The 26,578-nt window shown below is 70.4% G+C and carries 4 protein-coding genes; all 4 read right to left on the reverse strand.

What is annotated here, in order from left to right; all coding sequences use genetic code 11:
- Nucleotides 1–16: 16 nt before the first annotated feature.
- From ACRSBM_RS15690 to ACRSBM_RS15705, 4 genes are read right to left on the reverse strand one after another with little or no spacing between them, the layout of a single operon-like run.
- A complete protein-coding gene (locus tag ACRSBM_RS15690; protein ID WP_434444122.1) occupies nt 17–2,548 on the reverse strand; it encodes a hypothetical protein in 2,532 nt (843 codons plus the stop codon).
- A 55-nt stretch (nt 2,549–2,603) separates the two neighbouring features.
- Entirely contained in the window at nt 2,604–25,832 is a 23,229-nt protein-coding gene (locus ACRSBM_RS15695) for a toxin glutamine deamidase domain-containing protein (protein WP_434444123.1), read from the reverse strand.
- A 19-nt stretch (nt 25,833–25,851) separates the two neighbouring features.
- Nucleotides 25,852–26,169 (reverse strand): hypothetical protein, encoded by a 318-nt coding sequence (locus ACRSBM_RS15700; RefSeq protein ID WP_434444124.1) that lies wholly within the window; start codon nt 26,167–26,169, stop codon nt 25,852–25,854.
- Nucleotides 26,166–26,564 (reverse strand): YbaB/EbfC family nucleoid-associated protein, encoded by a 399-nt coding sequence (locus ACRSBM_RS15705; RefSeq protein ID WP_434444125.1) that lies wholly within the window; start codon nt 26,562–26,564, stop codon nt 26,166–26,168. Before ACRSBM_RS15705 ends, ACRSBM_RS15700 begins: the two co-directional genes overlap by 4 nt.
- Nucleotides 26,565–26,578 lie beyond the last annotated feature (14 nt).

A 26,578-nucleotide genomic window follows, 5' to 3' on the forward strand; every position in this document is an offset into this window, starting at 1 on the left:
CGTGGTCGTTCGTCTGTCACGCGGCGGGCAACGCGCCGAACCAGCGGGCGGTGTCGCGGCCGCCGGTGTCCAGCGCCGCGGCGGAACGGGCGGCCACCGCGGCCCTCAACCGGGCCAGTGCCTGTTCCGGCGCGACTCCTTCTTCGGCGAGCAGGACCCGTGGTGACTCGTCGCCGTCCACGGCCAGCACCCGCAACCGCGAGTGCGCGGGCAGCAGGACGTCGAAGCGGCCGTCGTCGAGCAGGCCGTCGAGCCGCCGGCCGGTCGTGGTCCAGATCAGAACCTCGAGACCGTCGACGCGATCCGGAGCGAGCGCCGAGACGGCGAGAACGGGCCCGGCCAGCCGAAGCGACGCCCCGACCTCGTAGCGGGTGCCGTCAGGCGCGCCGCGGGCCACCACACCACGTGACGTGGGCAGCCTGCGCAGCCCTGCCGTCAGGCAGACGTGGAAGTCCTCGTCGTAGTCGGCGTCCGGCTCCATCGCGAAGACCCGCACCGCCGCGAGTTCCGGCAGCAGCGCGGCGGCGTCCGCGCCAGCGGTGCGCAGCCCCGGCCGTTCCGCCAGCAGACGGGCGACCGCGCGGGTGGCGACGTCGTACCGGCTACCCAGCGATGTACGCAGGCGCGCGCGTTGTTCCGGTGTGCTGCGGGCGTCCGCGGGCACCGCGATCAGCTTCCGCGGAGCCGGTTCGGTCGGCGCGGGCAGGTCGGCCTCGGCACGTGCCGCCGAGGCGACCGGGGGCACCGTGGCCGATGTCGTGATCGGAACCAGCAGCGGCAGCTCGGCCGGGGCGGGTGGCGTGGTCTTCGGCGGGACGGCCGGGGGCAGCGGTCGAGATCGGGGGAGGGGCGGCGGTTCCGATGCGGGCTGGGAGTGGGATGAGGCAGGCGACTCGGCGGGAGCCGGAGATGCCGGTGCCACAACCGGTGTCGCAGCCGCTGCCGCAACCGGCGCCGCAGCCGGAACCGGAGCCGCAGCCGGAGCCGCAGCGGGAGGTGCCGCTGCCGGAGCTGGTGCCGCAACCGGTGCCGGAGGCGTCGGACTGGCAGGCCGCGGCACGGCACCGGCGGGCTTCGAGAACGCCGGCGGCAGGCTTGCCTGCACCGGCTCCGGCACAGGGCCACCCACCGGGTTGCCCGGCGCGGGGTCGTGGTGGAACGGCGGCCGGCTGGGCACCGAGCCGTGGAGAACCGCGGCCCGTCCCCGGCCGGTCGGCGGTCCCAGCGGACGTGGCCGGCCCGTGGCGGGCCGGGAAGCACCGTGCGCCGCCGGAGGCTGCGCGAGCAAGGGGGCGGAAGGCAGGATCCGGCCGTCGGCGGTGACCACGACCGTGGTGCGCCGCTCACCCCGCAACGCGGCGAGACCGGCCACCCGACCGGCGAACTCGGGCACGCGGTGCGCCGCGGTCGCGGCGAAAGGTGAGCTCGGCAGCACGCGAAGGTGTTCACGGGCGTCGGCGGGCAAGTCTCGGACAAGGGCCGAGAGCGCGCGCACGACACCGTCGGGCACGTCGTCCTCCGCGGCGAACACGAGGTCCGCGGTCGGACCGGTTTCCTTCGACCACAAGGGGTCGGGTGTCAGCGCGTCGGGACGGACGACCAACCCGCGAGGCACGACGTCGACCCGCCAACCGGCGGTGAGCCGATAGACGGCCGGCGCGACCAGCGGCAGCGACGGCACGGGCGCAGTCCAGCGCTCCAGCACGGGGGCGGTGCCGGGCAGGTGCACGCTCTCGACCGCGAACGGGCGCCAGGTCGGCGTTCCCGCGTCGGTCACGCGCACCGATCCATGAGAACCGGGCACACCGTGCAACGCCCGCACGGCGCCGTTGAGCGCATCGGAGACGGCCTGGGCGATGCCGTGGTCGCCGTAGCAGGCAAGGACGGTCCGGTCGCGGGCGTCGCCCGGTAGCGCGCGCAGCAGGGCCGCGACCGCACTCGCGCCGGGGGAGGGTTCGCCGGGTGCACCGACGACAACGATCAGGCGCTGCGGATCGGCCACCTGCGCGTGCAGAGGGTCGTCGGCGCGATCGGGGCCGCCCGGTTCACGAATCCACAGGCCGAGTGGGAGCTGGGTGATGCCGTCGCCCAGCTTCTCCGGCAGGTGTTCCTGCCACCAGGGTGCCGGATGGCGCGGACCGCTGCGGCGTCCGGGGGAACCGGGGCGGTAGGAGACCCAGCCCGCGCCGCGGCCGGAGACGAACACCGTGCCGTCGGCCAGAGTCCGCAGCGCGTTGTCGGGAGCGACGACCTCGACACCGAGGCGGTCGGCGAGCAGCCGGGCAGGGGGGACCTGCCCGGCTGCTCCGGAGGCACCCAGGTGGGGAGCGAGCAGACGCAGACTGCCGCTCACGTGTTCGTCGAGATCGGCGATCACCCACGGATCCAGCCGGGACACGGCTTCCACGGCCGACTCACCGACGACGACGGCGGTGCGGTGCCGCTCCGGCGCCAGTGCCGCCGCCAGCACGGCCGCGTCGTGATCGGATCCCTGCGTGCCGATCAGCAACGCGTGCCCGACCTTCGCCACGGTGATCGTGTCGCTCACGGCGTCCTCCTTCCTGGGGTCTCACCTCTCTCACGTGCGGCACCCCCGGCGGAGTTCACGCTGTGACGGGCAACGGACGACCCTTCGGTGGGAAGCGCAGCGCTCGGGGCTCCTCGGCGTTGGAGCCGAACACCAGAGCGATGACGTCACGACCGAGCATCGACGCCAGATCCGCGGCCGCGGACGCGGCGATGACGGCTCCCACCAGCCTCAGCCCGGCCAGGCTCGGCACCAGGCGACCGGTCGTGCCGTGCACCGGTACGTCGTCACCGGCCGCGACCCCGGCCCGCATGCGATGGATGTCGAGGTCGCGGTGGTGCAGCGTCAGCGCCATCAGGTGATCTCGTTCCGCCTGCGACGCCTCGGTCCCGGCGCGTTCGACATGATCGCGTGCGAACCGCATCCGCTCGTCCAGGAAGGCCAGGTAGGCCGGCCAGTCCGGTTCGGGCGACGCGGCCACGCGCTCGTACTCGGCGACGACCTCGGAACCGACTTCCGGCTGCACGCTGGGAGCGGCGGCCGGCGCGCGGCTGATGAAGTCCTGGTTCGCGTCCATCGGAATGGCGTACACGCGGTCCAGTCCCTCGATGGCGTTCTCCGACGCGGGCTGCATGGTGCCGGCCTGTGCGTCGACCACGGACACCGTGCCGTGGTGGTTGACGACGTTCCAGGCATGTCCGGCTCCCTCACGCGGGAACGTGATCAGAAGGGCATCAGAGCCGTGCCCGCCACGGGTGACGCGGTCGATCACCTCGGCGAGCGCGATCTGCCCGCGGCCGATGAACTCGGGGGCGTACGGGGTCCCCTCACTCGCCGCGGTGCCGGTGCCGCCGGGCAGTCCACCGGACGCCGCCGTCCCTGCCACGCGAGGCATGCCGTGGTAGGTGGCGTGGAACGCGAGCGCCGCGTCCAGGCAGTTGACATCGCGCCCGCTCGCCGAGCGGTCACCGTTGATCAGCGTGAGCCACGTCGACGGGTCGCTGAACCGCGTCCCCGGTGGCACCACCGCGAGCAGAGCCGCGATGTCCTCCGGCGACGGCGGGACGAGCCGCTCGGGCAGCGGACGGACGTGGCGCGGGGCAGGCTCGGTCACCGGTCCCGAGCCGGCTTCGAACTCGTCACGTGAACGCTTCGACCCCGGCTGTCCACCGGTGGGCGCCGGTCCGGAGTCCGTTGTGGACTCTTCGCGCGCGGGAACCTGCTGTGGAACGGTCGTCGTGTCACCTGTCGGCGAGGCGGCGGACGGCCACGGGCCCGCTATCGCGTCGGTGCGGCCTGGCGCGCCGTCGCCGCTGCTCGCCTCGTGGTGGTCGGCATCGGCCATCCTCGGTTGTCCCGTCGGGAGCGCGGTCCCGAAACTCCGGGCGATCTCCTCGGATCGGCGGATGGCTTCCACGATGCCCTGCTCGTGGTACGCCTGGGAGACCACGGTGAGCACGTCCTCCCAGCGCGGACCCCTGCCAGGACGGAACAGCGCGGGCAGGTCGTGCGTCTGGGCGAGGATGAAGCTCGCGCGCAGGTTCAGGTGGCGATGCTGCCGCGGGCCGACGTCGCTCAGGGCCACATGTGCCTGGGCAGCCTGCGCCCGCAGGTCGTCCACCGTCCAGTCGGCGACCGGGGGAGCGGGACGCAGGATGTCGATGACAGCGGAACGCCGCCTTTCCTCGACGTTCGTGCCCTCACCACGTGGGGCGTGGTGACGTCCGCCGGAGACAGCGTCCACTTCCAGGCCACTCAGATCCGGGCCGGTGGGGTCAGCGTCCTGGCGCGACCTCAGGTCGGCGAGGAGCGCGTCGCGGACGACACCGGCACGTTCACGCCCGGTCCGCGACGCGTGCAGGCGCGAGTTGCCATAACCGACGACACGAAGGACTGGGAACGGCTGATTGGTGTTGTGCAGGTGCTTGAGTTCCGCGTACAGCGCGCCACCGACGTGGTGCACCTGGTCCAGCGTGGTGCCGTCGAGCTCCTTCGAACCCTCGGTGAAGCCCACCGGCGTGCTCGTCGGCGCCACGACCGGCGCCGGTACGGGATCCGGGCCGTCCTGCAACGCGGCGAGACGTGCGCGCATGGTCTCGAGCTCCTGGTCGTCCAGGCTCGAGCCGTCGTCGCCGGTGCCGGGCGAGTCCGAACCCGACCGGCTTTCGAGGACCTGCGCCAGCTCCTCCAGCTGGTCCATCACGCTCGCGAGGTTCGCGTCCGCGTACCGATGCGCGGCCGTGTTCCCGCCGGGTTCCGGCGTCGCCCGGTGTGAACTCTCGTCTTCCGTCGTGGAGCCGGAGTCCGCGGCCGCGTTGCGGATCTGGAGCACCCGCGGGGTCTCCTCGAACGGGACGTCGACCTCGGAGCCGCTCCGGGTCCCGGACCGCGACTGCGGTGTGGACGCGGCCGGCGAGTCGATGGTGGGCAGACCGGCGGGCACCCGCGACAGGGACTTGATCAGTCGTCGCGGCAGGGTGATGTGCAGGCTGGGCCGGATGCCGGCAGCGGCCTCCAGGAAGCCCCTCGCGAAGCTGACGCAGTTGTAGCCGGCGAGGTTGTACTTGTGCTCGAAGTTGGCGAGCGCGTACAGGTAGCCGTTCACCAGCTGGTCGGCGTTGATGTTGTACGGACCGACCAGCCTGGTGCTCTCGGTGGAGATGTGCTCCCGTGGTGTCTCGGACCGGACGCCGCCGACGACGCGGACGAACGGGGTCAGCGGACCGTAGCCCCGGACACTCCTCGTCGGTCCGAACCCGAACGCCAGCTCCGGTCCCCGTGGCAGCCGGACCGTGACCCACGCGTGCCCGACGTCCCCGGCCAGGTTCCGCAGCCGGTCGTCGGAACCGATGTCCGCCACGACGTAGACGTCGATGTTCCGGGTTTCGCGGTCCACCGCGTTCTGGGCGTGGTCCTTGAGCGGCCGGAGCAGGGCGAGGAAGTTGGGCAGGGAGTCACGGCGAAGGCGGGCGAGTTCCTGCTCGGGGGTGAGCTCCTCCTCCGCCGATTCTGAATCCCAGTCGGTCGAGGCGGCGTCATCCAGGACGGCCAGTGACGCGTTGTCGTCCGCGATCGCGTCATCCGCGACCATCTGATCCGCGGGTGGCATCGCGGGCACCGCGTGATCCGGCGCGTCACTGCTGGCAGTGTCGATCGAGTGACGGCGATCGATCTGCACGACAGGTTGCGGCCCGGCCCCCGCGCTCACCAGCGGCGTCGACCGCGTCGTGCCGAGATCGGCCGCGAGCTGACGGGAGAACTCGATGGCGTGTTCGACGTCGTCGTCGCCCAGCAGTTCGAGAGCGATCACCGAGGTGATGGCCTCGTCGGCGAACGCCCTGGAGTCGTGGGTGAACCCCGCGATCTGCCGTGCCGACTCCAGCAGGTTCTGTTGTGACATGAGGCCGAGCGCACTGAGGACGGTCCGGGCTTGTGCCGCCTGTTCCTGAAGACGCTGGGTATCCCACCGCGCGTCCGGGTTCACCTGAGCGGGCGCCACGGACGGTGACGACTCGTCCGGAGAGATCGTCAACGGCTGCAACGCGGCGACCACACTGTCATCGACGTGCAGGCCGGCCAGGGCACGCAGTCGGGCCAGCGTCCGGTCGCGGGCGTCGACGGCCTCGTACCGCTCGTTGCGCCACGCCGCGAACTCCGCGTGGGTGGCGTCGACAGTGGCCGCGCTCGCACCGGCCTGGTCCTGCCGGTCTCGGGTCGTCACCTCGTCGAGGCGCGTGCCCGCCCGTTCGACTGCCGCCTCCACCAGCGTGTGGAAGGCGTCCTGCCGCGGTCCTGGTTCGAGGTGCGCCCTCGCGGCGAGCACCAGGCGGCCGAGCATCTGTTCCGTCAGCCCGAGGCGACCTGTCGAGTGGTCGTCGAGCCGGTCGACGAGCGACTGCTCGACGTGAGAGCGCATCGCAGCGTCTAGTGCCGTGGGATCCGCGGCCCAGGTGACGTCATCGCGCTGGTCGAGCAGGTCGACCGCGTCGAGGAAGTCGAACAGGTCGCGTGCGACCTCGGCGACCTCTCCACTGGCACCGGAGGTCCGTGTGAGGAGGGACTGGGCCTTGCCCGCGCGCAACGCTTCGAGCCCTGGCGTGTGAGCAGCCTGCGCTCGCAGCGCCGCGGTCGCGCCGGCGACGTTGAACGTGTCGATCAGTTGATCGACCCGCTGCTTGGCCTGCCACCAGAGTTTCTGCTGTGAGCCGGCGTCCTGGCGGGCCTTCGCGTACGCCGTCTCCGCCTCCAGGATCTGGTCCTTGACCCGTTGCGCCGCCTGCGTGGCTTCGTCGTCGCGCTGGTCCGCGGCGGTGGCGCGGGCCAACTCCGGAGCGAGCCTGTTGATGGTGGTCTCCGCGGCGCGCCGGACCTCGCCGGCGGCGACTTCGGCCTTGCGCCACGAGTCGGCCGCCGTCTTCAAAGCGGTTTGCGCGGCGACGAGTTCGGGCGGCAACGGCCTGCCCAGTGCCTTCTCCGCCGCCTCGATCGGCAGGGGGACGTCGGCGGCGCCCGGCACGAACAGATCGACCACACCGGTCTTGCCGTCGCCGAGGCCGGCCACCACGCGGAACTCGAAGTCGTACCGCACGAGGCCGGTGCGGCCCTTGGTCGCGACTGAGCCGACCTTGTTGTGGGTCGGGCCGCCCGTGACAGCGGCGCTGTCCTCCCCGGCGAGCCGGACGTCCACGCCCCTCGTGAAGAACCGGACATCCGGGTTCTCCGCGGACGCACCACCGGTAGCGGCACTCGGCGCCACATCTCCGGACTCGGTGTGCTTGGCCTCGTTGGACGTGGCGAAGACTACCGTCGTCGAATCGTCGAGGTTGACGCCGTCGCTCAGCCCCTCGAGCCTCGGGTTGACGGCCTTGGCGTAGATCCTGAGGGTCGGGTGTTCCCCGCCGAACAGGTCCGCCGAGTGCAGACCGGGCACCTCGACCGCACCCGTTCTCATGCCCAACAGGTTGGCCTGCAACGACTCCGAGCTCAGCGCGGCCTGCAGCGCGTACCTCGGCGCGGTGCCCTTGCCGGTGATTTCCGCGGTGGCTCCCGCGTGGGTCAACGCCCGGACGCTCGCGCCCTGCAAGGCCGCGGCGACGCGTTCGCTCACCACGGTCGCGGACGGCGGCAGCTCCGCCGGATTCTCGCCGGGCAGGTGTGCCTTCTGCCAGGCTTCGGCGTGCACCGGCTCGCCGTGCGCCGGGCTCCGGTCCGTCGTTCTCCTCACGGGGAGGACGACCGACCGTCCGGTGATCTTCTGGTAGTCCGCCAGCAGCCGGACCGACAGGGTCCGGCCGGTCCCGGTCGAGACCCGGCCGACGACCTCGTCGCCCTTCTCCAGCACGAGCTCGAAGGTGACCGGAACGGCGTAACGGGCAGCGGGTCCCGTGCCGGCGACGAGGTGGCTGACCTGCTCGGTCACCGAGTCGGTCGCGGAGTTCGAGTACACCTGGCCGCCGCCGGCCGCGAACGCGCCACCCGCCGATCCCGCGACGTTCTCGCCGTCCTTCGGCGGCATTCCCACCGCGGGCGTCCAGAGCGTGGCACTCCACCCGGAGCCGGTCCCGCGTCCCTCGGACGACGTCCGGAGCCCGGTGATCGTCTGCTCCAGGTCGACGCCGTCGTTGACCACGTTCACGAACACGGGCTCGCCGAGCGTCGCCTTGAGCGTGACCTGGTACGAGTCGCTGTCGAACACACCGGGCTTGTGCAGGAGCAGCGGGATGCCGCCGTCGAGGGCGCTGTCCACCAACGCCTCGACGTCCGCACCCGACGTGAGGTCGGTGAGCCGGCGCAGGTTGTTCATCGAGTCGTCGAGGACGGACTCCGGCAGCAGATCGGCGCCGAGCTCGCCGAGCTCGGCCCGCAGCAACGGCGCCAGATCGGAGAGATCGGACAGGTTCTCCACGGCACCGAGCCCGAGCGAACCCGGCTGACCGGGGACGAGGGTGGACGGCGGTGCCATCGTGACGTCCACTGCCGGGCCGGCCGTGGTGTCCGGCGGAACTGGGGTGGGCAGCACGCCGAGATCGCGGGCGACCTGCTCACTGACCTGCAGAAAGACACCGCCCGGCAGCGTGACGACCGCGCCGCCGTAGCGCGTGGTGCCCTTGCGCAGGATGTTGCCCGAGCGGGTCTCGACGACCCCGGTGAAATCGCCGTCGAACTGGACCAGCACCTTCCGCTCCTCGGGCGGGGTGACCTTGTTGCGCTCGACGCTGCCACCGAGTTCCCTGCCCTCGGTGGAGGTCTTCGACCACGGGGTCCATTTCGCGGTCACGCGGGCGGTGGCGGTCGCGACGGCGTCGGTGGCGGCTTTCACCGCGGTGTTGACCGCGGCGATGAAGTCGACGGATCGGGAGTCGGTGGTGCTGTCGCCCGACTTGAACCCGCCCACGTGCGACAGCTCGTTGCCGGTGCTGTCGGCGAACGCCACGAACGTCGGCTTGGAGAGCTCCAGCGACAACGCGATGGCGCCGGTGCGGTCCTTGATCCGGCGGCTGTACTTCAGGCCGCCCTCCTGCATGCCCGTCCCGAGAATCGTGCGCAGGTTCGCCTTGATCTTCTCCGGGCTGAACATCTTGTCGATGCGGTTGCGCGAAGGAGTGCCCGGCACGGTGAGCACGTTGTCGCCATCGGCGGCCTCGCCGAACGCCCCGACGAACGCGTCGCGGAGCGCCTCCGTGTTCGTCACCGCTTCGACGTGCAGGAACTGTGGAGCCTCCGCCTTCTTCGCGCCGAGCAGCTCCTTGATGGTGATGCGCTTGGGCAACGGGCGCGTCGTCGGCACGCCGGGCGTGAACGGGGTCGGATCCGCGTCCATCGTGGAGCTGTCGGACACCCAGAAGTCCACCTTGCCGCCGATCGGGGGCAGGCCCGCGCCCGTGCGTGCCACCGTGACCGGAACGGGTACCTCGGTGGCCGGCGAGTCCGGTGTGAGGCGCCGGACCCAGGCGCGGCTGCGGCTGAACCGGGTGATCTCGACCTCGTAGTCGATGTCGTACCGGAACACTTGCGCGTCGGGGCTGCCCGTGTCCAGGCTGGTGCTGCCGGCCGTCGGGCCCGCCGCGCTCTTGACGGCCTCCGCGCTGGTGTACTTCACACCCGCGATCGGCGCCGGCGTGACACTCGCACTGCCGGGCACGGTCGGTATCACCGTCCTGCCCTCGACGCCCGCGGTCCAGCTCTTCTGCGTCGTCGTCGAGCTGTCCAGCACGGGGCTGGCGGTGGCGGCGTTCCGGACGTTGCGCTGGTTCACCTGTCCGAGGTGGACGGGGTTGCGCGCCTTGGCCTTCACCGTGACGTTGATGTAGTCGTTGGTGAAGAAGCCACGCCTCTTGAGCTGAATCGGGATGCCTGCCCCGAGCAGGCTGTCCATCTGCGTGCCCTGCGCGGCCGGTGACAACTCGGTCGCGAGCTTCCGCTGGTTGCCGGTCATGCCGGCCAGGTCTTGGGCGTTCTTGCCGATGCCGCGCGGATTGCTCGCCGGGTCGGCGAAGGCCGGCAGGAACCTGTCGAATCCGGGCAGCGCGCGCAACGCGTCCTCGACCTGCTTCTGCACCTCCGCGGCCTGTGGCAGGACACCGGGCTTCGCGTTGCCCGCCGCCAGCGCCGCCGCGAGGTACGGCGGCGGGAACTTCGGCGCCGGCGTCGGCACCGTGAGGCTGGGACTCGTGCCGGGAGGCACCGGCATCCCCGCGGCGGCCGCCTCGGCGAGACCGAGCCTGACGTAGCCGGTCGAGGGCACGCGGATCGTGTCACCGTGCGGCGTTTCGATCTCCAGGTCCATCGCGACCCGGTAGAGACCGGTGTCTCCCTTGACCTGAACTCCTGCCTTCACCGTCGAGGTGTTGCCTGTGTTGGTGTTCGTGCTGATCTTCGCCGCGTAGCCGCCGACGGCACCCGCCATGCCGCCGACCTGGTGGGGCAGGACGGCGCCGCCACCGAAGCCCGAGCCGACCTCGCCGCCGCGTGACGTCGAGGCCGAGACACCCGTGGCCGTCGCCAGCGACTCGTGCAGGCGCAGCGCGGCGGTCGAGTTGGTGCCGACCAGTTCCACCTGCGTCGCGATCGCACGCATGCGCACGACGCCGGCGCGGCTGCCGTGCGGGCTGACCAGGTCGGGGGAGAGCACCCAGCCCTGCAGCGCGGCGCCGAGGTTGTCGCGGATGGTGGCCGGGTTGAGGAAGTCCTTCAGCGTCGTGCGTCCCGGCGCGCCGAGCTTGGTGATGGACGGGTGCAGGCGCTTCTGCGCGGCCGCGAACGCCTGACGGGTGTCGACGTCCACCACAGCCTCGGGAACCGCGTGGTTCCACACGGCGGGTTCAGGCGCGGCCGCCGGACGCAGCGAGGGATCGGCGGGCGTCATCGTGTTCAGCTCGCCAGGGATCCGCAGCGTGACGTCCGAGCCGACCGTTCGCTGCCCCACCTGGTTACCGTGCTCGTCGGTGAGCGTCACGACGTAGGTGGCCGGGACGGTGGCCGTCGTCGACACGTCGCCGGTCCGGATGACGCGCTGGTCGGTCGTGCTCGTACCGGCTGTCATGGACTGGACGGGCCGCGCGAGCGCAGCCCTGCCCGCGGCCCAGAAGTACGGTCCGACCCCTGCCGAGACGAAGCCGCTGAGGCCGACGTCGTGGCCGGCGTCGAGGGTGTCGGCGGTGCCCGTGGCGCTGCCGCTCTGGGCGGTCATGTTCACGACCGGCCCGGTCGCCGGCGCGGTCACTCCCGTGTCCGCCGGGAGGTTCCGCACGGCCTGGACGGTGGCCTCATACCACCGCTTGCCGACCTTGATGGGGAAGTCGCGCCCGTCGTCGAGGAAGGACTCGAAGTCCTGGGCCAGCGCGGAACCGACCTTCTCGACCCCCTCCGGCGTGACGCCCTCGCGGGGCGGGAGCAGTTCGGTCAGGACGGCTTCGACCTCCGCGCCGCCGTTGACCTCGACCGGCAGGATCGTGCCGAGCGCCTTGCCTTCCCGTACGAAGGCCGGCAGCGGCCGCCGGGCCGGTGCCTCCGGTTGTGCGCCGGCCTGCTGTGGTTGGGAGGGTGCGGCGGCGCGGTTCAGGCCGAAGACGGTGTCGAAGGCCGCGTCGTCGAGGTCGAGGACGGTGTCGAGGTCCACGGTGTCGAGGTCGACGGCGGGGTCGACGCCGGCGAGGAGGTCGGGATCGACGTCACCGGGATCGGAGCCGAGGTCGGAACTGCCGAGCGGGTCGGTGTCCTGCTGCGGCCGGGGATCGGCGTGCCGGTAGTTGCCGGAGGCGGGTTCGGGCAGGGTGGCGGTGCCCAGTGCCCGCCTTTCGATCTTCCAGAGGTTACGGGGTTTGATCTCGGCGTCGGAGGCCTCGAAGTCGACGGTCATGGGTGCGTGGTCGTGGTGCACGCCCGACGAGGTCGCCCCCTTCCGGGAGATCGTGCTGCTGTCCTGGTACTCGTCGCCGAGCCCGAGGAAGTGCCCGATCTCGTGCGCGAAGGTCTGCTTGGAGGCACCGATCCACCACTCCTGCTGGCTCGAGCGGTGGCGGCCGGCCGTGTCGACGATCTCGATGGTGCCGTGGGCGTCCTTGGCCGAGACGAACTGGACGGTGACGTGGAGCTGTTCACCCGACGGCAGGCGGTGGCCCCGGTTGTAGAAGTCGTCGACGCCCGCGCGAACGCGGGTTTGGAGATCGGTGGCGCGTTCGCGTGTCACCGACGGCGGCAGATCCAGGTGGACCTTGACGGTGAGGTCGCGCACGGGGACTCCGTCGACGGTGAACCTGCGCATGTCGTAGGCGAGCAGGCCTTCGAAGGAGTACAGGGGGCCCTGCGGAGTGGAGTACTTCCCCTTGTCGTTGCGGTCCCTGGCGTCGTTGTAGATCGTGTTCACCTTGGCGACGGGTGCCCGGTCACGATGGCGTTCGATGTCGGCCTGCGACACCGGCTTGAGGGGCCGGGACCATGCCGCGGCCGGTGCGTCGCTGTGCAGCCACGATTCGTCGTCGATGATCGAGCGCGGGGCCGGGCGCTCGACACCGGTCGAGTGAGCGACCCGGTCACGTGATGCCGCGCCCAGGTTCTGTTCCGCGGTCTGGAAGTTCCGCTTGGCTTCAAGCAGTCGCGCGCGAGCGTCGGTCTGCCGCTCCAAAGCGTCCACCATGGCGGTGATGCCGTAGCTGCGCCAGCGGCTCTTCCTCACCTCGGCCGACGCATCGGCCTCCTCGTCCCGTGCCGCGCGCAGCTCGGTCCGCGCGGCCTGGAAACTCGCCCGCGCGGCCTGCAACGCGGCCTCCGCCTCGGCGGCCTTCTTGGCGGCACCGGCATCCGGATTCTTCGCGTCGGCCGTCGGTACCTCGTACCAGTCGGACCCGTCGGACCAGTCCGACTCGTCCAGCACCTCGAAGTCGTCGGAGTTCCTCCGCTGCGCCGCGCGTGGCTGCCGCGGTGCGCCCGTGCCGGACAGACCCGCATCGGTGTGGGCGGCGGGAAGCGAGTACCACTCGAACGGCCAGATCAGCGACTCGAACGTCTCGGAGTTCTCGAGAGTGCCGTCCTGAAGATCCGTGGCGATCGTGTCCAGGTTCTGCGTGTCGAACCTGAGCACCCGGCTCGCGTTGCTGCTGCTGTCCGAAATGGACACGCTCACCGTCGGAACGCCCTGCAGCACTTGCGTCGTGACTTCGACCGAGAGCGTGGCGTCCGCTCCAGGCTTGCTGATCGTCGTAGTCGTTCCATCTGGACCGTTCGAGGCTTCGATGACCGCGTCGCCCAGCATGTCCGGATACGCGTTGCGCAGCTTGTCCTTGTCGCCGAAGAAGTCGCTCAGCAGCTCGAACGCCGTGGGCACCGGCAACGTCGACCCGGTTTCGGACAGGAGCGCGTCGATCTCCGGTACGGAGAGCTCCTCCGCGCCGACCGAGATGATCGTGTAGCCGTCCTCCTCGCGCCGGCCCGTGACGCGGAGTCGCGTCGGGCCGACCACGACCTCGGACTGCTCCGCGTTGATCTCGGCGGGGTCACCAGCCCTGCCGCGCTCGCCCGCCGGGTAGGACAACGCCATGGTGCGGTGTCCGGCCGGAACGGACATCTCGAAGATCACGTAGTTGCGGCCGCCTCCGCGGTTCTCCGTCCACGCCTTCGCGAAATCGAGCTCGTGAGTGGTGGAGGAGGGCAGACGTTCGACGAAGACGTCGTCGGCTCGCGCTTCCTGAGCCATGCGCACGGCGCGGTACACCGTCACCGGCTGCCCGCCCGCGGACCGCAGCGGTGTCGTGAGCTCACGGAACTCGGCCACCGACCTCCGCAGGTCGACCAGTTCCTCTCCTCGCACGGTCACCCGGCCACCCGCACCTCGCTTGCCGGTGAAAGCGCCCGCGGCCACCTCCATCATGAACATCCGGAGCTTCGGGTCGGCCTTCGCGGCTCGAAGGTGTGCCCGTGCCTGGCGGTAGTTCGTCGACCCTGAGGACTCGTCCTCGTTCGCCCAAGGATCGTTCTGCTCGCCGGAGCCGTGCTGTTCGGCGTTCAGGTCGTCGGCGATCTGCTGGGCGTATTCCTCTGCCTGCTCGTAGGACAGCCCGCCGGTCAGTTCGGCCGCGATGACATCCGTCAGGTCGATCCTGACCTGGTCGTCGCCGAGGATCTCCGAACCGGCCGTGCGCGCGACTATCTCCGTTGCCTGCTCACGGCTCTGGCCGTCGTTCGGCTCTTGAGCCGCCCACTCGCGAGCTTGGTCCGCCTCCGCGGCAAGGAGTTCCCGTGTCCAGCTCTGATCGGGGTAGTCGTTTTCGAGGGCTGATCCGTCGTGGTCTTCTGGGGCTTCTGGTTCGAGTTCGTCGAGGAGCCATTCCTGGTCTGGTGCGGTGGTCATGTCGAAGAAGCCGCTGGGCGCTTCGGTCGGGTTCAGGTCGTCGGATGTCCAGCCCTGATCGGAGTGGTCGTTTTCGAGAGCTGATCCGTCGTGGTCGTCTGGGGCTTCTGGTTCGAGTTCGTCGAGGAGCCATTCCTGGTCTGGAGTGGCGGTCATGTCGAAGAAGCCGCTGGGGGTTTCGCGGGTGTACTCCTCGGTCAGCCAGGACGGTCCGCCCGCCGGCTGGTCCGGCCTCGGCGGCGCGGGGCGCGTCTGCGGTTCCGGCGCGGGGTGGCGCGGGGTGTGGCTGGTCGCCTCGGAGGGCTTCGAGTCGTCGGAGTCCGTCCGCTGCGGTGCGCGAGGCCGCTCCACCGAATCCGGCTCCGCGGCCGGGTTTTCGAACTCGATGTGGAGTTCCGCGCGCCGCGCGTTCGGGTTGTCGCCGTCGGCGGACGCGGCTTCCACCGCGCCGCGGATCTCGATCCCGATGTCCTGCACCCGCACCGTGGGGCGGCCTTCCTGCAGCTCGTCGAGTGCGGTCTCGAGCTCGCGCCGGAACAGCGCCGCCATGGTCGCCGCGCGCTGCCTGCCGGTCGCGACCGCGCGTGGCCGGCCGCCGCGGCCGCCCTGCCCGTAGCCGGTGACGGTGACCGTCGGCAGCGGAAGTCCGTTCTCCTGCCGCCACAACGCGGCTCGCGCCACCTGCTTCGCGACGGCCTTGGTCCCGCCGTGCTGGTCCGGAGCGATCTCCTTGCTCCTGGGGTCGAACCACACCCGCACTGGAGCGATCCTCTGGTATCCGCCTGCGGCGATGGACACCAGAGGGTTGGTGAGGTTTGTGGACGCGTTCGTGTCGTAGAGCACTGCCCACTGGTCGTAGAAGGTCTCACCGGGCGCCTCGCGGTACATGCGGAAGTACCACTGGTCGCCGAACCTGGGCAGTTTGAGGACGGACTGCATGGCCCGGGCGGCCGACTTGCGCACGGCCGGCGGAGGATTCTCGCCTGCATCCCGCAAAGCGATGAGCGCGGTCGCGAGAGTCTTCTTGGCCTGCAAATCAGCTGCCGTGTCGCCCTGCCGCGATGCGGCCGCGATCTCCGAGTCCAGGTCAGCGGCGATGGACTCCAGTTGCGGTCCGTGGTGCGCGAGGTTGGTGGCCACCGCCTCGTCGATGAGCCTCGCCGCTTTCATGCCGCGGCGGTAGTTCTCGAGGGTGATCACCGTCCCGTCCGAGCTACGGGCCACAACGCCGGCGAAGTGGTAGCCGTAGGGGTGCGCGGACGTGTCTCCGCGTGCGGCGTTGACCTGAAGTTCCCGATTGCCGTCGGCGGTCGTCGACGAGATCGACGACACGATGAAGGCCTCACCCGGCTTGGCCGAGGCGAACTGGTTGATGCCGGTACGGCGGGCGAGGTCGTCCATCCGCTGACGTGCCCTGTCGTTGGCCGACTCGTGGCTGAGCGCCGCGCCGTAGCGCAGGCCTGGTCGTGGCCGTCCCGGCGCGTCCACGGCCGGGTCCTCGTCCAGGTTGATGACGGACGCGGCCCACTGGGGGCCGGTGGCGTCCAGCTCGGCGTCGCCCTGTGCCAGTTCGGCCAGCTGTTCGGCGAGGTGGTGCGTGCCGCTCACCTCGATGCCGGACGTGGTGTCGACCGGAGCCAGGACTGGACGGCCGTCCTGCCCGCGCAGAACCAACGCGTTGAACGGGCTTCCGGTCACCTCCTGTGCCATGTCCCGGCAGATGTCGGGCATCCTCCCGGTGAACCGGGGCACTACCCGGTGCAGCACCGTTTGCTGCCCGTTGTCCGCGGTCACGATGACCTCGGGGCCTTCGGTGACGAGTTCGACGCTGCTTTGCGCGCGGTGCAACGCAACCCGGGCTTGCTCGAGAACTTCGCTGGTGGCGAAGAACTCGCGTGCCTGGGTGACGGTGGTGCCGGCGGCCGCCACCGTGCCGACGCCGTTGATGGCGAGGCTGCCGTCGCCGGAGAGCCGCAGCGGCGGCGTCGTGAAGGTGAGGTCGGCGGACGGTGTGGTGAAGGCGGGAAAGCCGGTGCCCTGGACGAGCGCGTACGGCTGGTTCGCGGTGAAGGGCAGGGGGTCGCCGGCGAAGCGGTAGTCGTTGGCGATCAGCGGCTGCGGTTTGGGAGCACCGCTGTGCGGCTCCGGTGTGAGCGAGCTGTCGTCCGTGGCCGTGACCTCCGGCGCCGCGGAGTCGTCCGATCGGCGCGGATCGCCTGCCTCGCCTTCGATCTCGCTCGCGCTGCCGGACGAACCCTGGCCTCGTGTGGCTTCGCTGCTCGCACCGGCGCGGGCGGGCAGCGGGTCAGCGAGCACGAGAGACGGTGGCTGACCGGGGTTGAACCGGACCAGCGGTTCGTCCGAGACGTGCTTCGCGACGACGGCGTCGAAGATCTTTCGATCGAAGTCGGTGACCGGATCCCAGTACAGGTGTGCTCCGTGCTGGACCCCCACGTTCCGGTTGACCAACAGGAAGACCGTGCCCTCGTAGTCCTCCTTGCCGAGCCGGTTGCCATCGGCGTCATACATGCCGTACATGTCGGCGTCGCCGGTCAGCCAGATGAAGTCGCCTCGCGAGTTCACGCCGTGGACGACACCGTCGATGACCTTGAACTTCCCGTCCTGTTCGTACTCCTTCATCGTGCTGATCAGTTCGGCGAACTCGGCGGTTCGCTCGTCGAAGCGCTTGGCGGCCTTCTCCTGGGTCTCCGGGTCGATGCCGGAAGACTTCGAGGGAGGGTTCGGCTGGAAGAACCCGACGAGTCCGGTGTACCTCGCGTCGGCGCCGAGCAGCACATCGGTCTGGTTGATGGTCTTGGACTTGATGTCCTTGGGCTTCGGCATCGCGCCGGCATGCAGCCAGCGAACGGACTCCGGGTTCGTGGGGCGGATGTCCAGCACGATGTTGAACCGGTCGACGAAGTTCTGGAACCGTTCCTGGTTGGTCTTCGGGATACCGAACTCCCGCTCGAGCCGGTCCGGGGTGAGTGGCGAGGTGTCGTCGGGAATCCGCCATTCCACCGAGTCCCGCAGGTCCACCGGGCGCGGTGCGGTGGACGTCCTGGCATCGATCTCGTCGAAGAGATCCTCGACGAACGGCGTGCCGAGGTCCACTTCGAGACGGTGTGGTGCCGCGGCGGTGGGGGCGACACCCGCGCTCGGGTTCGGCGAGGCGGGTTCTGTGGGACCGGAGACCGGCGGACCCGACACCGGTTGCTCATCGGTATTCCCGCGATTGCTGCTCGTGGGTGCGGCTTGGTCGGCAGGTGTGGGTTCCGGGTCGTCGTCGACCATGCCGTAGGACTGGAGTTCTTCGCGTAGCTCGGCCGTCCCGGCCTGCAGGCCGGCTGCGTGGAGTTCGGTGCGGTGCTGGTCGACGACGGCGGTGAACTGTTCCGGGTCGACGGCGGTGTCGGGCGGGATGAGTTTGGCGTCCTTGAGCACGTCGAACAGCCACAGCGCCTGCGCCGAGGTGTCGCTGCCGGGGCGGCCGCGGTGCTCGATGGCCTCGCTGACTGTCGGCGGCGCGATCAGGGCATCGAGCATCGGGGCCTGGGCGAAGTTGATGGCCCTGTTGTATCCCTTGTCGTGGTTGAACACCTTGTCGGCCAGTTCGGCCGCGTTCTCGGTGAACTGCGGCTGGTTCTCAACGGTGCTCCACAGCTGGCGCGCCCAGCCGTGGAACGCTGTGTTGCCCGCGTCGGTGCTCAGGTCGAACTCTTCGAGCTGGGCGTTCTCGATGATGGGACGTTCGAACTTGTCGTTGAACGCGCGCGCGACCGTTTCGACGCCGTGCCGTCGCATCATCGCGGCGATCTCGTCGGTCCTGGTGTGCAGGACCACGGACGCGTGCAGCAGCTTGGTGCCCGCGTCGGAGTGGACGTACTGCTTCGAGCCCGCTCCCTCCACGTCGGAGTTCAGCGCTGTCTCGACGTCCTTCACCAGCGACGTGGCGTTCATCATCGCGTCCGCGGTCAGCACCGCGAGCTCGGTGCCGGCCTCGATCTTCGGATCGCTCGGGGAGTCGACGCCGTCGTGGGTGACAGAGTCCGGCAGAGCCGGCTGCTTCTCGTCGCCGTCCTGGCGTGGCTGCGCGCCTTCTGCCGGATCGCTGGGACCGGCGGTCGCAGGTGGCGGTGTGACCACAATGGACGGTACGGCCGCGGGTTCGTCCGAACGCGCGGGCGCCGGCGCGGCGGTGCCCGAAGTGGTGACTGGGTGGACGTTGCTCATCGTGACGACGGGCGGCAGCACCGCTTCGGCGTTGTTGCTCTCGGCCCACTTGCCGAACTCGTCCGGTGTGACCAGGTCGAAGTGCTTCTTCTTCGGATCGCCGATCAGGTACGCCTCGGCACCTTCGTGCCGGATCGCCTGCACGGACACCACATGCGAGGTGAACCTGCCCACCAGCGTGACCGGCAGGGTGCCGTTGCGGTGCAGCCGCGACCAGAACCCGTCGCCCAGGCTGTCCGACAGCGGTTTCGGCCTGCCCAGCGGCGCCGATCCGGCGAGCACCTGTTCCGCGGTGACGCGGTAGTCCTTGGTCACCCCGACGCCGCGCCGTCCCGGCCGGTCGACACCCAGCGGCAGCGCCAGCACCGCGCTGAGTCCCCACGCGCCACCGATCAGCTTGCGGCTGACCACCGGGATGGAGTCCGCGCCCTCACTCGGATCGACGACCGCGGAGAGCTTCTGCAGCACGCGTCCCCAGTCGTCGCTCAACGCGGCCCAGTCCGGCGCCGCTGTGCCCGCCTGGGCCTCCAGGCGGTCGAACGTGGCCCGTGCTTCCGCGATCCGGTCGCGCACCAGTTGCTCGACGGTGCGCCCGCCGGGCTTGTCCTTCTTGGCCAGCGGCTCGGGGTCCTTCGCCAGGGCGAAGTCGAGCATCTGCTGCACGCTGTCGGCGACGGCGCGGCCGGCGTGTACCTGCGCGAAGATCGTGGGCAGTGTCGACCGCAGACCGGTGTTGACCACCGCGGGTTCGCAGGTGTTCAGGAACCGCTGCTCGTCCAGGCCCTTCCCGCCGAACAGCGCGTCCGCCAGCTGTGGTGAGTCGAGCAGCGCGGCGAAGGGTGGATGGGCGAACAGCTGCGTCCGGACCTGGGGCAGCAGGTTCAGCGTTTCCAGGACCGCGAGCCGCCGGGGCAGCGGATCGGTTGCCCGGTGGGGCAGATCGGGGAGCGGAGCACGACCTGCCTCCACGTCCGCGGCCATCCTCGCCAGCGTCTTCTCCAGTGCCGACGGCGTCAGTGGCCGGACCGACCTCCAGTCGTGGACGTGGCCGAAGTTCAGCTTCGTGATGTCTCCGACGAGACGGTGCCGCACCGGCACGGCACTCGTGGACACCAGAGCGTCGGTCACGAGGCCGCGCACCCGCTCGGCCTGCTCCGGGCCCAGCGAGGCGACGGCGGCCGAGATGCGCGCCACCGGGCCCTGCACACCCGGCGAGGACAAGACGTCCGCGACATGGTTCTGCACCGAGCCCAAGGTGGTGAGGCCGTTGAACGTGGCGACCGCGCGCACCGGATCCAGGCCCATGGCGGCGATCCGGTCGGCGATCTCGCGGCGCGTCACGTCGTCGCGCTGCTCCTGCGTCGTGCCGTCGTGCCGGCTCGCGGGCGGCGGGCTCATCGCCGGTGCACCACTGGTGGGCACCTTCTCGGTCCGAATCTCGGCGTCGGGCGCGGACCGCGCCGGCGTGTCGTGGTTCGGCCTCGGTGGCGCGGGGCGCGACTGTGGTTCCGGCGTGGGTTCGCGCGGGCTCTCGCTCCGGTTGGCAGACTGTGGCGGGTTGGCCGGGTCGTGCGGGGTGTAGCTGGTCGTGCCGTTCGGGTTGGGGCGTGCGTCGAGTTCCAGCGGAGCCGGGAACACCGGCTTGCTCCACTTCTCGGCCTTCCTCCTGACCGCCTCGGAGGACTTCGAGGTGATCTCGGGCTTGGGCTCGTAGAACGGCTCGATGGCCTTGACGCCGTCCGGGCCGTGGATCGTGAGCGGCCGGCCGATCTCGGTCGCGAGCAGCTTGGCGGCCAGTTCCTCCGCCCTGGCGGTCCTGGCGTTCTCGGCACGCTCGTCAGCGGTCGGAACCGTGCCGGCGTTGTCGGCGGCTGGGTCGTCCGTGCGGGGGTTGAACGTCGCGGGGACGCCGGTCGTGGGTGCCGGGCCCGGTTCGATCAGCGCGGTGACGAGGTGGCCGTTGCCGAGGCCGTGTTCCTGGCGGAAGTTCGCGATCTGCCTGGTGATCGCGGCGGACGCGATCGCACCCTTCTGGATCGCACCGGCCCGCAGGTCCGCCGCCGGCTTGAGCTCCGCAGCGGCGTTTCCCTGCTTCGAGCTCGGCGCGACGTCGGCCATGGCGTCGTGCACGGCGTGGTAGAGGCCGTCCGGCCGCGGGGCCCCCGCGATCGGCAGGACGCCGTGCTCGAGGGTGCCGAACATGCGGGTCACGTTGCTCGGGTTGGCCGACAGGGCCAGGTTGAGCATCGCGGCCATCTTCTCCTGCTTGGCCGCCGGGTCGATGCCCATGTGCCCGTGACCGTCGATCGGGGCGGAGACCGCCGCGTTGAGGGTGTTCTTGTTCTGCGTGCCGAGCTTCTTCGCGTCGGCGCCCGACGGGTTCCAGCCGCCCTGCGACCCGATGTGGGTGTGGACGCCGGTGCGGGGGTCGTAGCTGTACTCGTGGGTGATGCGCTGCTGGGACTCGCGCCGGCGGTGCTGCTTGTTCTTCGGGTTCGGTGCTCCGTCGTCGCCCGGTTTCTTGTCCTGGAACTCGTCGCGGATCTTCGCGCCGGACACGTCGGCCTTGGCCGCCCTGTCGGCGGACGGGGTGTCCCCGCCGTACATCCGGTTCGTCACCGAGGTGAGCGCGACGTGCGACTGCGGCCACGACTTGCCCTCGGACCTGGCGAAGCCGAGCGCGAGGCGGGACAGGTCGGTGGCGACCGCGCCGTTGACGAAGTCGCTGCTGAAGTTCTCACCGCGGTAGGGGTTGCGGTTGGTCTTCATGTCGACGGCGATGCCGGCGTCGACGACGAGCTTCTCGGTCTTGTGCCGGAACGCGGGGTCGGCCGCCGCGATGGTCTTGGCGTTGATCTCGGCCCTGAGCGAGGCCAGGACCTTGGCCTGGGCGGGGCTCGGCGTGCCGCCCCGGGCCGCGATGTCGGCTTCGAGCTGGGCCATGGCCTCGGCGACGTCCTGGTTGAACACCGGCTTCGGCAGGTGGTTGGTGTGGATGTCGACGAGCTCCTTGCCCGCGAACTCGTTGATCGACTGGCTCAGGCCGCCGAACTCGTTGCCGTCCTTGCTGAACTTCACGCCGGGGTCGACGACCGCGACGTTGGCGTCCAGGAAGAGGTTGGGCTCCGGCGAGTAGGGCAGCAGGGGCGCCGAGTCCTTCTGCCGGTTGCGCGCGTCCATGTCGTCGTTCATCGCCTGCTGGAACTTCGCGACGAACCCGCCGGGATCGCGGAGCTGTCGCTCCGCGATGTCCAGCTCCTTGAGCTCGGCCTTCTGCTTGGCCGACAGCTGGGGGCTGTCGTTGATCTTGGTTCGTTCGTTGTCGATCCGGGCCTGGGTGTCCCTGATGAGCGCGTCGGGGTCGCCGACGCGGTAGCCACCCGAGTACAGCAGCGGACGGATCGGGCCGGCGTCCGGCGGGTTCAGCGAGTTCGTGAAGTGGTTGAAGATGTCGATCTGGTCGCCGGTCACCTTGCGCGAGCCGGCGTCGAAGTCCTGGAACGAGATGTACGGATGCGTGTCCTTGCCGTTCATCGCGCCGATGGCGAATGTGGTGGCGGAGCTGTGCATCGTCTCGTTCCGCATCGTGCCGAACGGGAAGCCGCCCTTGGGGTCGAAGGTCGGCAGCGGGACCAGCGCGATCGGCTCGGTCCGGTGCGCGACGGCGTTGCTCGCCTGGTCGATGCTGCTGGTGATGGCGGTATCCGACCCGGCCGGGCCGTTGACGCCGATCACGAACACCATGTCCTCGCCGATGGGACCGGCGTCCTTGGTGACGGCGTCGATCACCTTGGCGAGGTCGACGTCCGGGCCGTTGAGCTGGCTGTGGCTGACGATCATGTTGACCACGAACGACGGGCGCTTGTCACCCTCGACGCTCTCCTTGAGCTTCGCGAGGTAGGTGTCCTTGGTGGGCACCTCGATCCTGCCGTCGGCGAGCCGCGCGAACGCCTCGTTGTACCTGGTGCCGGCTTCGATGTCGGTGATCGACATGGTGCCCAGCTGGTCGGCCAGGGCTTCGGCCTGGCTGTAGGGCTCGGCGTTCATGTCGACGTCGCTGTCGGAGTTCGAGCCGCCCGGATCCGGCTCGGCCCCGGCGGCGGGTCGGGGCGTGCGCTTGCCGGGCGGTTTGGTCTTCGGCCCCGCGTCGCTGTCGCTGGCTGGCGAACGCTCGCGCTTCGGCGCGCCACGGGCTTCGGTGTCGGTCGTCGAGCGAGAGCCCTGCGTGCTGCCGGTAGCCGGGTTCGACGTTGCTCCAGTGGTCGCGCCGGTGTTCGCGGGCGGAGGCACGGTGGCGGGGCCCGCGGGCCCCAGCCTGGTGTCGCGCACCATGACCTGGTTGTTGGCGGTGCGCTCGATCAGCCAGAGGTGCCGCGGCAGGATGCCGGCGCCGGGCAGGTACAGGTCGGTGCCCATCATGCCGCCGTCGTTCTGGTGCACGCGGGAGTTCGTGTCGTGCTGCTGGAGGGCGCGGCCCGAGTCCTGGTACTCGTCCGGGATTCCCAGGTAGTGCAGCGCCTCGTGGGCGAGCACCGCTGGGCTCGTGTCGGGGCGCCAGTGCGTCTGGTCGACGATCGGCTTGCCCGGGTCGACCGTGATGATCGTGTGCGCGTCGACCGGGTTCGTGTCGAAATCGAGGTAGAGGTGGAACTGGTCACCGCTGGGGAGCCGGAAACCCTGGTTCAGCAACGAGTCGACGCCGCTTCTGGCGTTCCTCTTGACCTGGTCGATCGTTTCCTGGGTCACGCCCTCCGCGGGGTCGAGGTACACCTTGACGGTGTACTCCTGCACGAACTTGCCGGCGGTCGTCTCGATGCGGCGCAGGTCGTACTTGATGGGGCCGGGGAGCACCTTGGGAGTCGAGGGCGTGCTGTCGCTGCGGATGTCGCCGATGTCGAGGTCGACGGTCTCCTTGTCGGTGTCGTTCCTGCGCTTTTCCCAGGTGGACCTGGCGGCGGGGTTGTCCGGCTCGGACCAGTCGGCCGTCCTGGACGTGTCGTGCAGCCACGACTCGTCGGTGATGACGTCCTTGCCCTGGTGGGAATCCGGGGTCGGCGGGGTCATCCTCGGCGGCGCGCCACCACTGCGCACCTGCCGTGCCGGCTTCTCGCCGTCCTTCTTGCGGGTGGGCGGCAGCGGCGGCGCTGGGGGCGGGGACGCGACCGGTGCGCCGGCGTCGCTCTCATCACCCTTCGCGCCGGGTGTGGTCGGAAGAGCCGCCGGTGGGGGCGTGGTGCCGGTGGCGGATGACGCTGCGGCGCTCTGCGGGACAGGAGGAGTCACACCGGCCTTGAGACCCGAGCCCGGTGCAGTGGCGGTCGGCATCGTCCTGGGGACCGATCCCGTGCCGCCAGGCGCACCGCCGGAACCCTTGGGAGCGTTGGAGCCTTGACCGGCCGAGGGGTCGCTCTTGGCCGTCGTGCCCGGTGCACTCGACGAATCCGCGGCGACCGGTCGAGGCGCGCCCGTGCCGGACATGACGTCCGGGGTCTTCGTGGAGTTCGGCGTGGCACCCGCCGGCGCGCTGCTCGCAGGCTGAGCGGTGTTACCGCTGACGGTCGCGCCAGTGGACTGTGGAGCGCCGACGCCGGGGGCTGTGGTGGCGGCGACGGGGGTCTTACCGGTTGCGGTGCCAGTGGGCTGGGCACCTTCGCCGCGCGAGGTGCCGGCGTGTGTGCCGCCGGCCGTCGTACCGGTCCCGCCGGCCGTCGTACCCGCCCAACCGGCCGGCGGGGCGAGCGGCGTACCGGCAGCGGTCGAGGTCGTGATCCCGGTGCTCTGACCGGACACCGGTGCCGGGGTGCCAGCGCCGGACGAGCCCGGACCGTCCACACCGGAACCGCCGGCCGCCGCGGGTTCTCCGGTGCTGACACCGGGCATCGTGCGGGCCGGGTCCGATACAGCCCCGTTTGCCGGGGGAGCGCCCCGGCTGCCGATGTCGTCGATGGTGCGGTGGTTCGCTCCGATCGCGGCGCCCCCGTCGGCTCCGTCCACTCGGGAACCGCCGGCCACCGCGGGTTCCCCGGCGCTGACACCGGGCATCGCGCGGGACGGGTCCGGCGCAGCCCCGTTCACTGGGGGAGCGCCCCGGCTGCCGATGTCGTCGATCGCGCGGTGGTTCGCTCCGACCGCGACGCCCCCGCCGACTCCGTCCATTCCGGACCGCGGAACGACGCCGGCGACCGGAATCGGCACCACATCCGCCGGAGGAGGGCCGTCGGACGGGGAGCCGCCCTCGACGGCCGGTGGTGCTCCGGCATCGGCGTACAGGCCTTCCGGTCCGTCACCGGTGAAGTCCGCTGCGGGGCCGGAGGAACCCGCGAGGGCGTCGCCGATCTCGGAGCCGATCACGCTGGTGGCGCCGGAGACCGCGCCAGAAGTGGCGGAGAACGGGTTCATCTCGAACGAACCCTCGGTGATGTAGGTGTAGAGCCCCTCGGTGAAGGTCTCCTGGAACGCCTCCATGCCGATCTCGTTGATGATGTCCGGCAGGTCCTTGTGCCAGTCACGGCCGCCGGCGACCTTGCCGAGCACGTCGTCGAGGCCCTTGGTGGCAAGGCCCGAGGCGATCTTGCCCAGGCCGCCCAGCGGCACGGCGAGCGCGGCGCCGAGCGCGCCGACGCCCACCGCGTTGACGGTGTTCTGGGTGTTCCAGGAGGTGCGCGTGCGCATGGCGTACTGGATGCCCTGGGCGAGCGCGTCGATGAGCACCTGGAAGGCGATGCCGAACACCATCGCCTGTGCGAAGTTGATGACCAACCTGCCGATCAGTGTCTGCAGGAGGTAACGCACGACCGCCATGCGCGCCGCGAGCCAGGTCATGCTCGCGCCGCCGGTCCAGAACGCCATCGCCACGGCCCAGGCCATCTCGGCGATCAACGAGACGATCGTCAACACCGACACGAGCTTGACGTACTCGACGTCCAAGGCCAGGTCGCGCAGGAACTTCGCGAGACCGCGGAACTGTTCGTCCGCGATCGACAGGTAGTTGTCCTCTCCCTCCACGAACGGACTCATCCGGGTGGCGAACGCCCGCTCGGCCTGGCCGTGGAAGGTTGTCCTGATGGTCGTGACGGCGTGCTTCAGCTGGGGCGCCAGGTCACCGGTGAGCCGGTTCGCCGCGTTCTCCCATGCGTCAGCGAGCGCGCGAAGCTTGTCCTCGTCCGCATCCGGCCATTCCTCGCCGGAAAGGACCTGGAACAGCACGCGCACTTCGTCAGGAACCATCATCGACATGGTGGTGCTCCTAGGCGGTGTTGCTCGCGGCCGCGTTGGCCTCGTCAGCCGAGTTCGAGAAGGACTGCGCGGTGTCGACCGTCCGCTGGCTGGCATCGCCGAGCGTGTCACTCAACAGGTTCACGAAGTCCACTCCGCGTTTCGCGCCGGGAACGTAACCCCGCTCGAACTGCTCGCCCATCTCGCCGGTGCCGCCCGCGTCGCGATAGGTCTCCACGGCTGACAGGAGGTCCCGGCTGATGGACTTCGCGAGCTCGGTCGCGCCGAGAACGTCCACTCCGCTTCGGAGCAACGCGTCGGTGTCGACGCTGAGCCTGTTCTCGCTCATCGGACCCTCCGGCCGTCGATTCCCTCGAGGGCGGCGGAGAGCATCGCGTCGAGATCGGGCGCGGTGTTGCGGAGCTGATCGAGGTCCATCCCGCCGGGCATCAACCCGGAGACCAGTTCCGCACTGTTCTGCGCGGACTCGTCCTGCGCGCGGCTGACGACGTCGACCAGTCGCGCGGCGAACTCCTTCGGCGCGAGGTCGCGCCACCGCCTGCCCGACAGTTTCAGCCCGGTAAGCTTGCCCTGGCCGTCGACGGTCGCCTCGATGAGCCGGTCGTCGCTCGTGACGGTGGTGCTCGCGGACTGCAGCCGGCCGATCGCGTCCGTGATGCGGGTCTGCTGTTCACGAAGACCGGCCATGGCCGCCGCCATCTCGTTGTGCAGCGGAGTGGACATTCGTAGTTCCTCTC

It is taken from the genome of Lentzea xerophila, from assembly GCF_051094245.1.
Taxonomy (GTDB): domain Bacteria; phylum Actinomycetota; class Actinomycetes; order Mycobacteriales; family Pseudonocardiaceae; genus Lentzea; species Lentzea xerophila.

What these genes read in the sequence shown, in the direction of transcription:
- ACRSBM_RS15695 (WP_434444123.1), bottom strand. Translation starts at nt 25,832, where the DNA reads ATGGTTCCTGACGAAGTGCGCGTGCTGTTCCAGGTCCTTTCCGGCGAG.
- ACRSBM_RS15700 (WP_434444124.1), bottom strand. Translation starts at nt 26,169, where the DNA reads ATGAGCGAGAACAGGCTCAGCGTCGACACCGACGCGTTGCTCCGAAGC.
- ACRSBM_RS15705 (WP_434444125.1), bottom strand. Translation starts at nt 26,564, where the DNA reads ATGTCCACTCCGCTGCACAACGAGATGGCGGCGGCCATGGCCGGTCTT.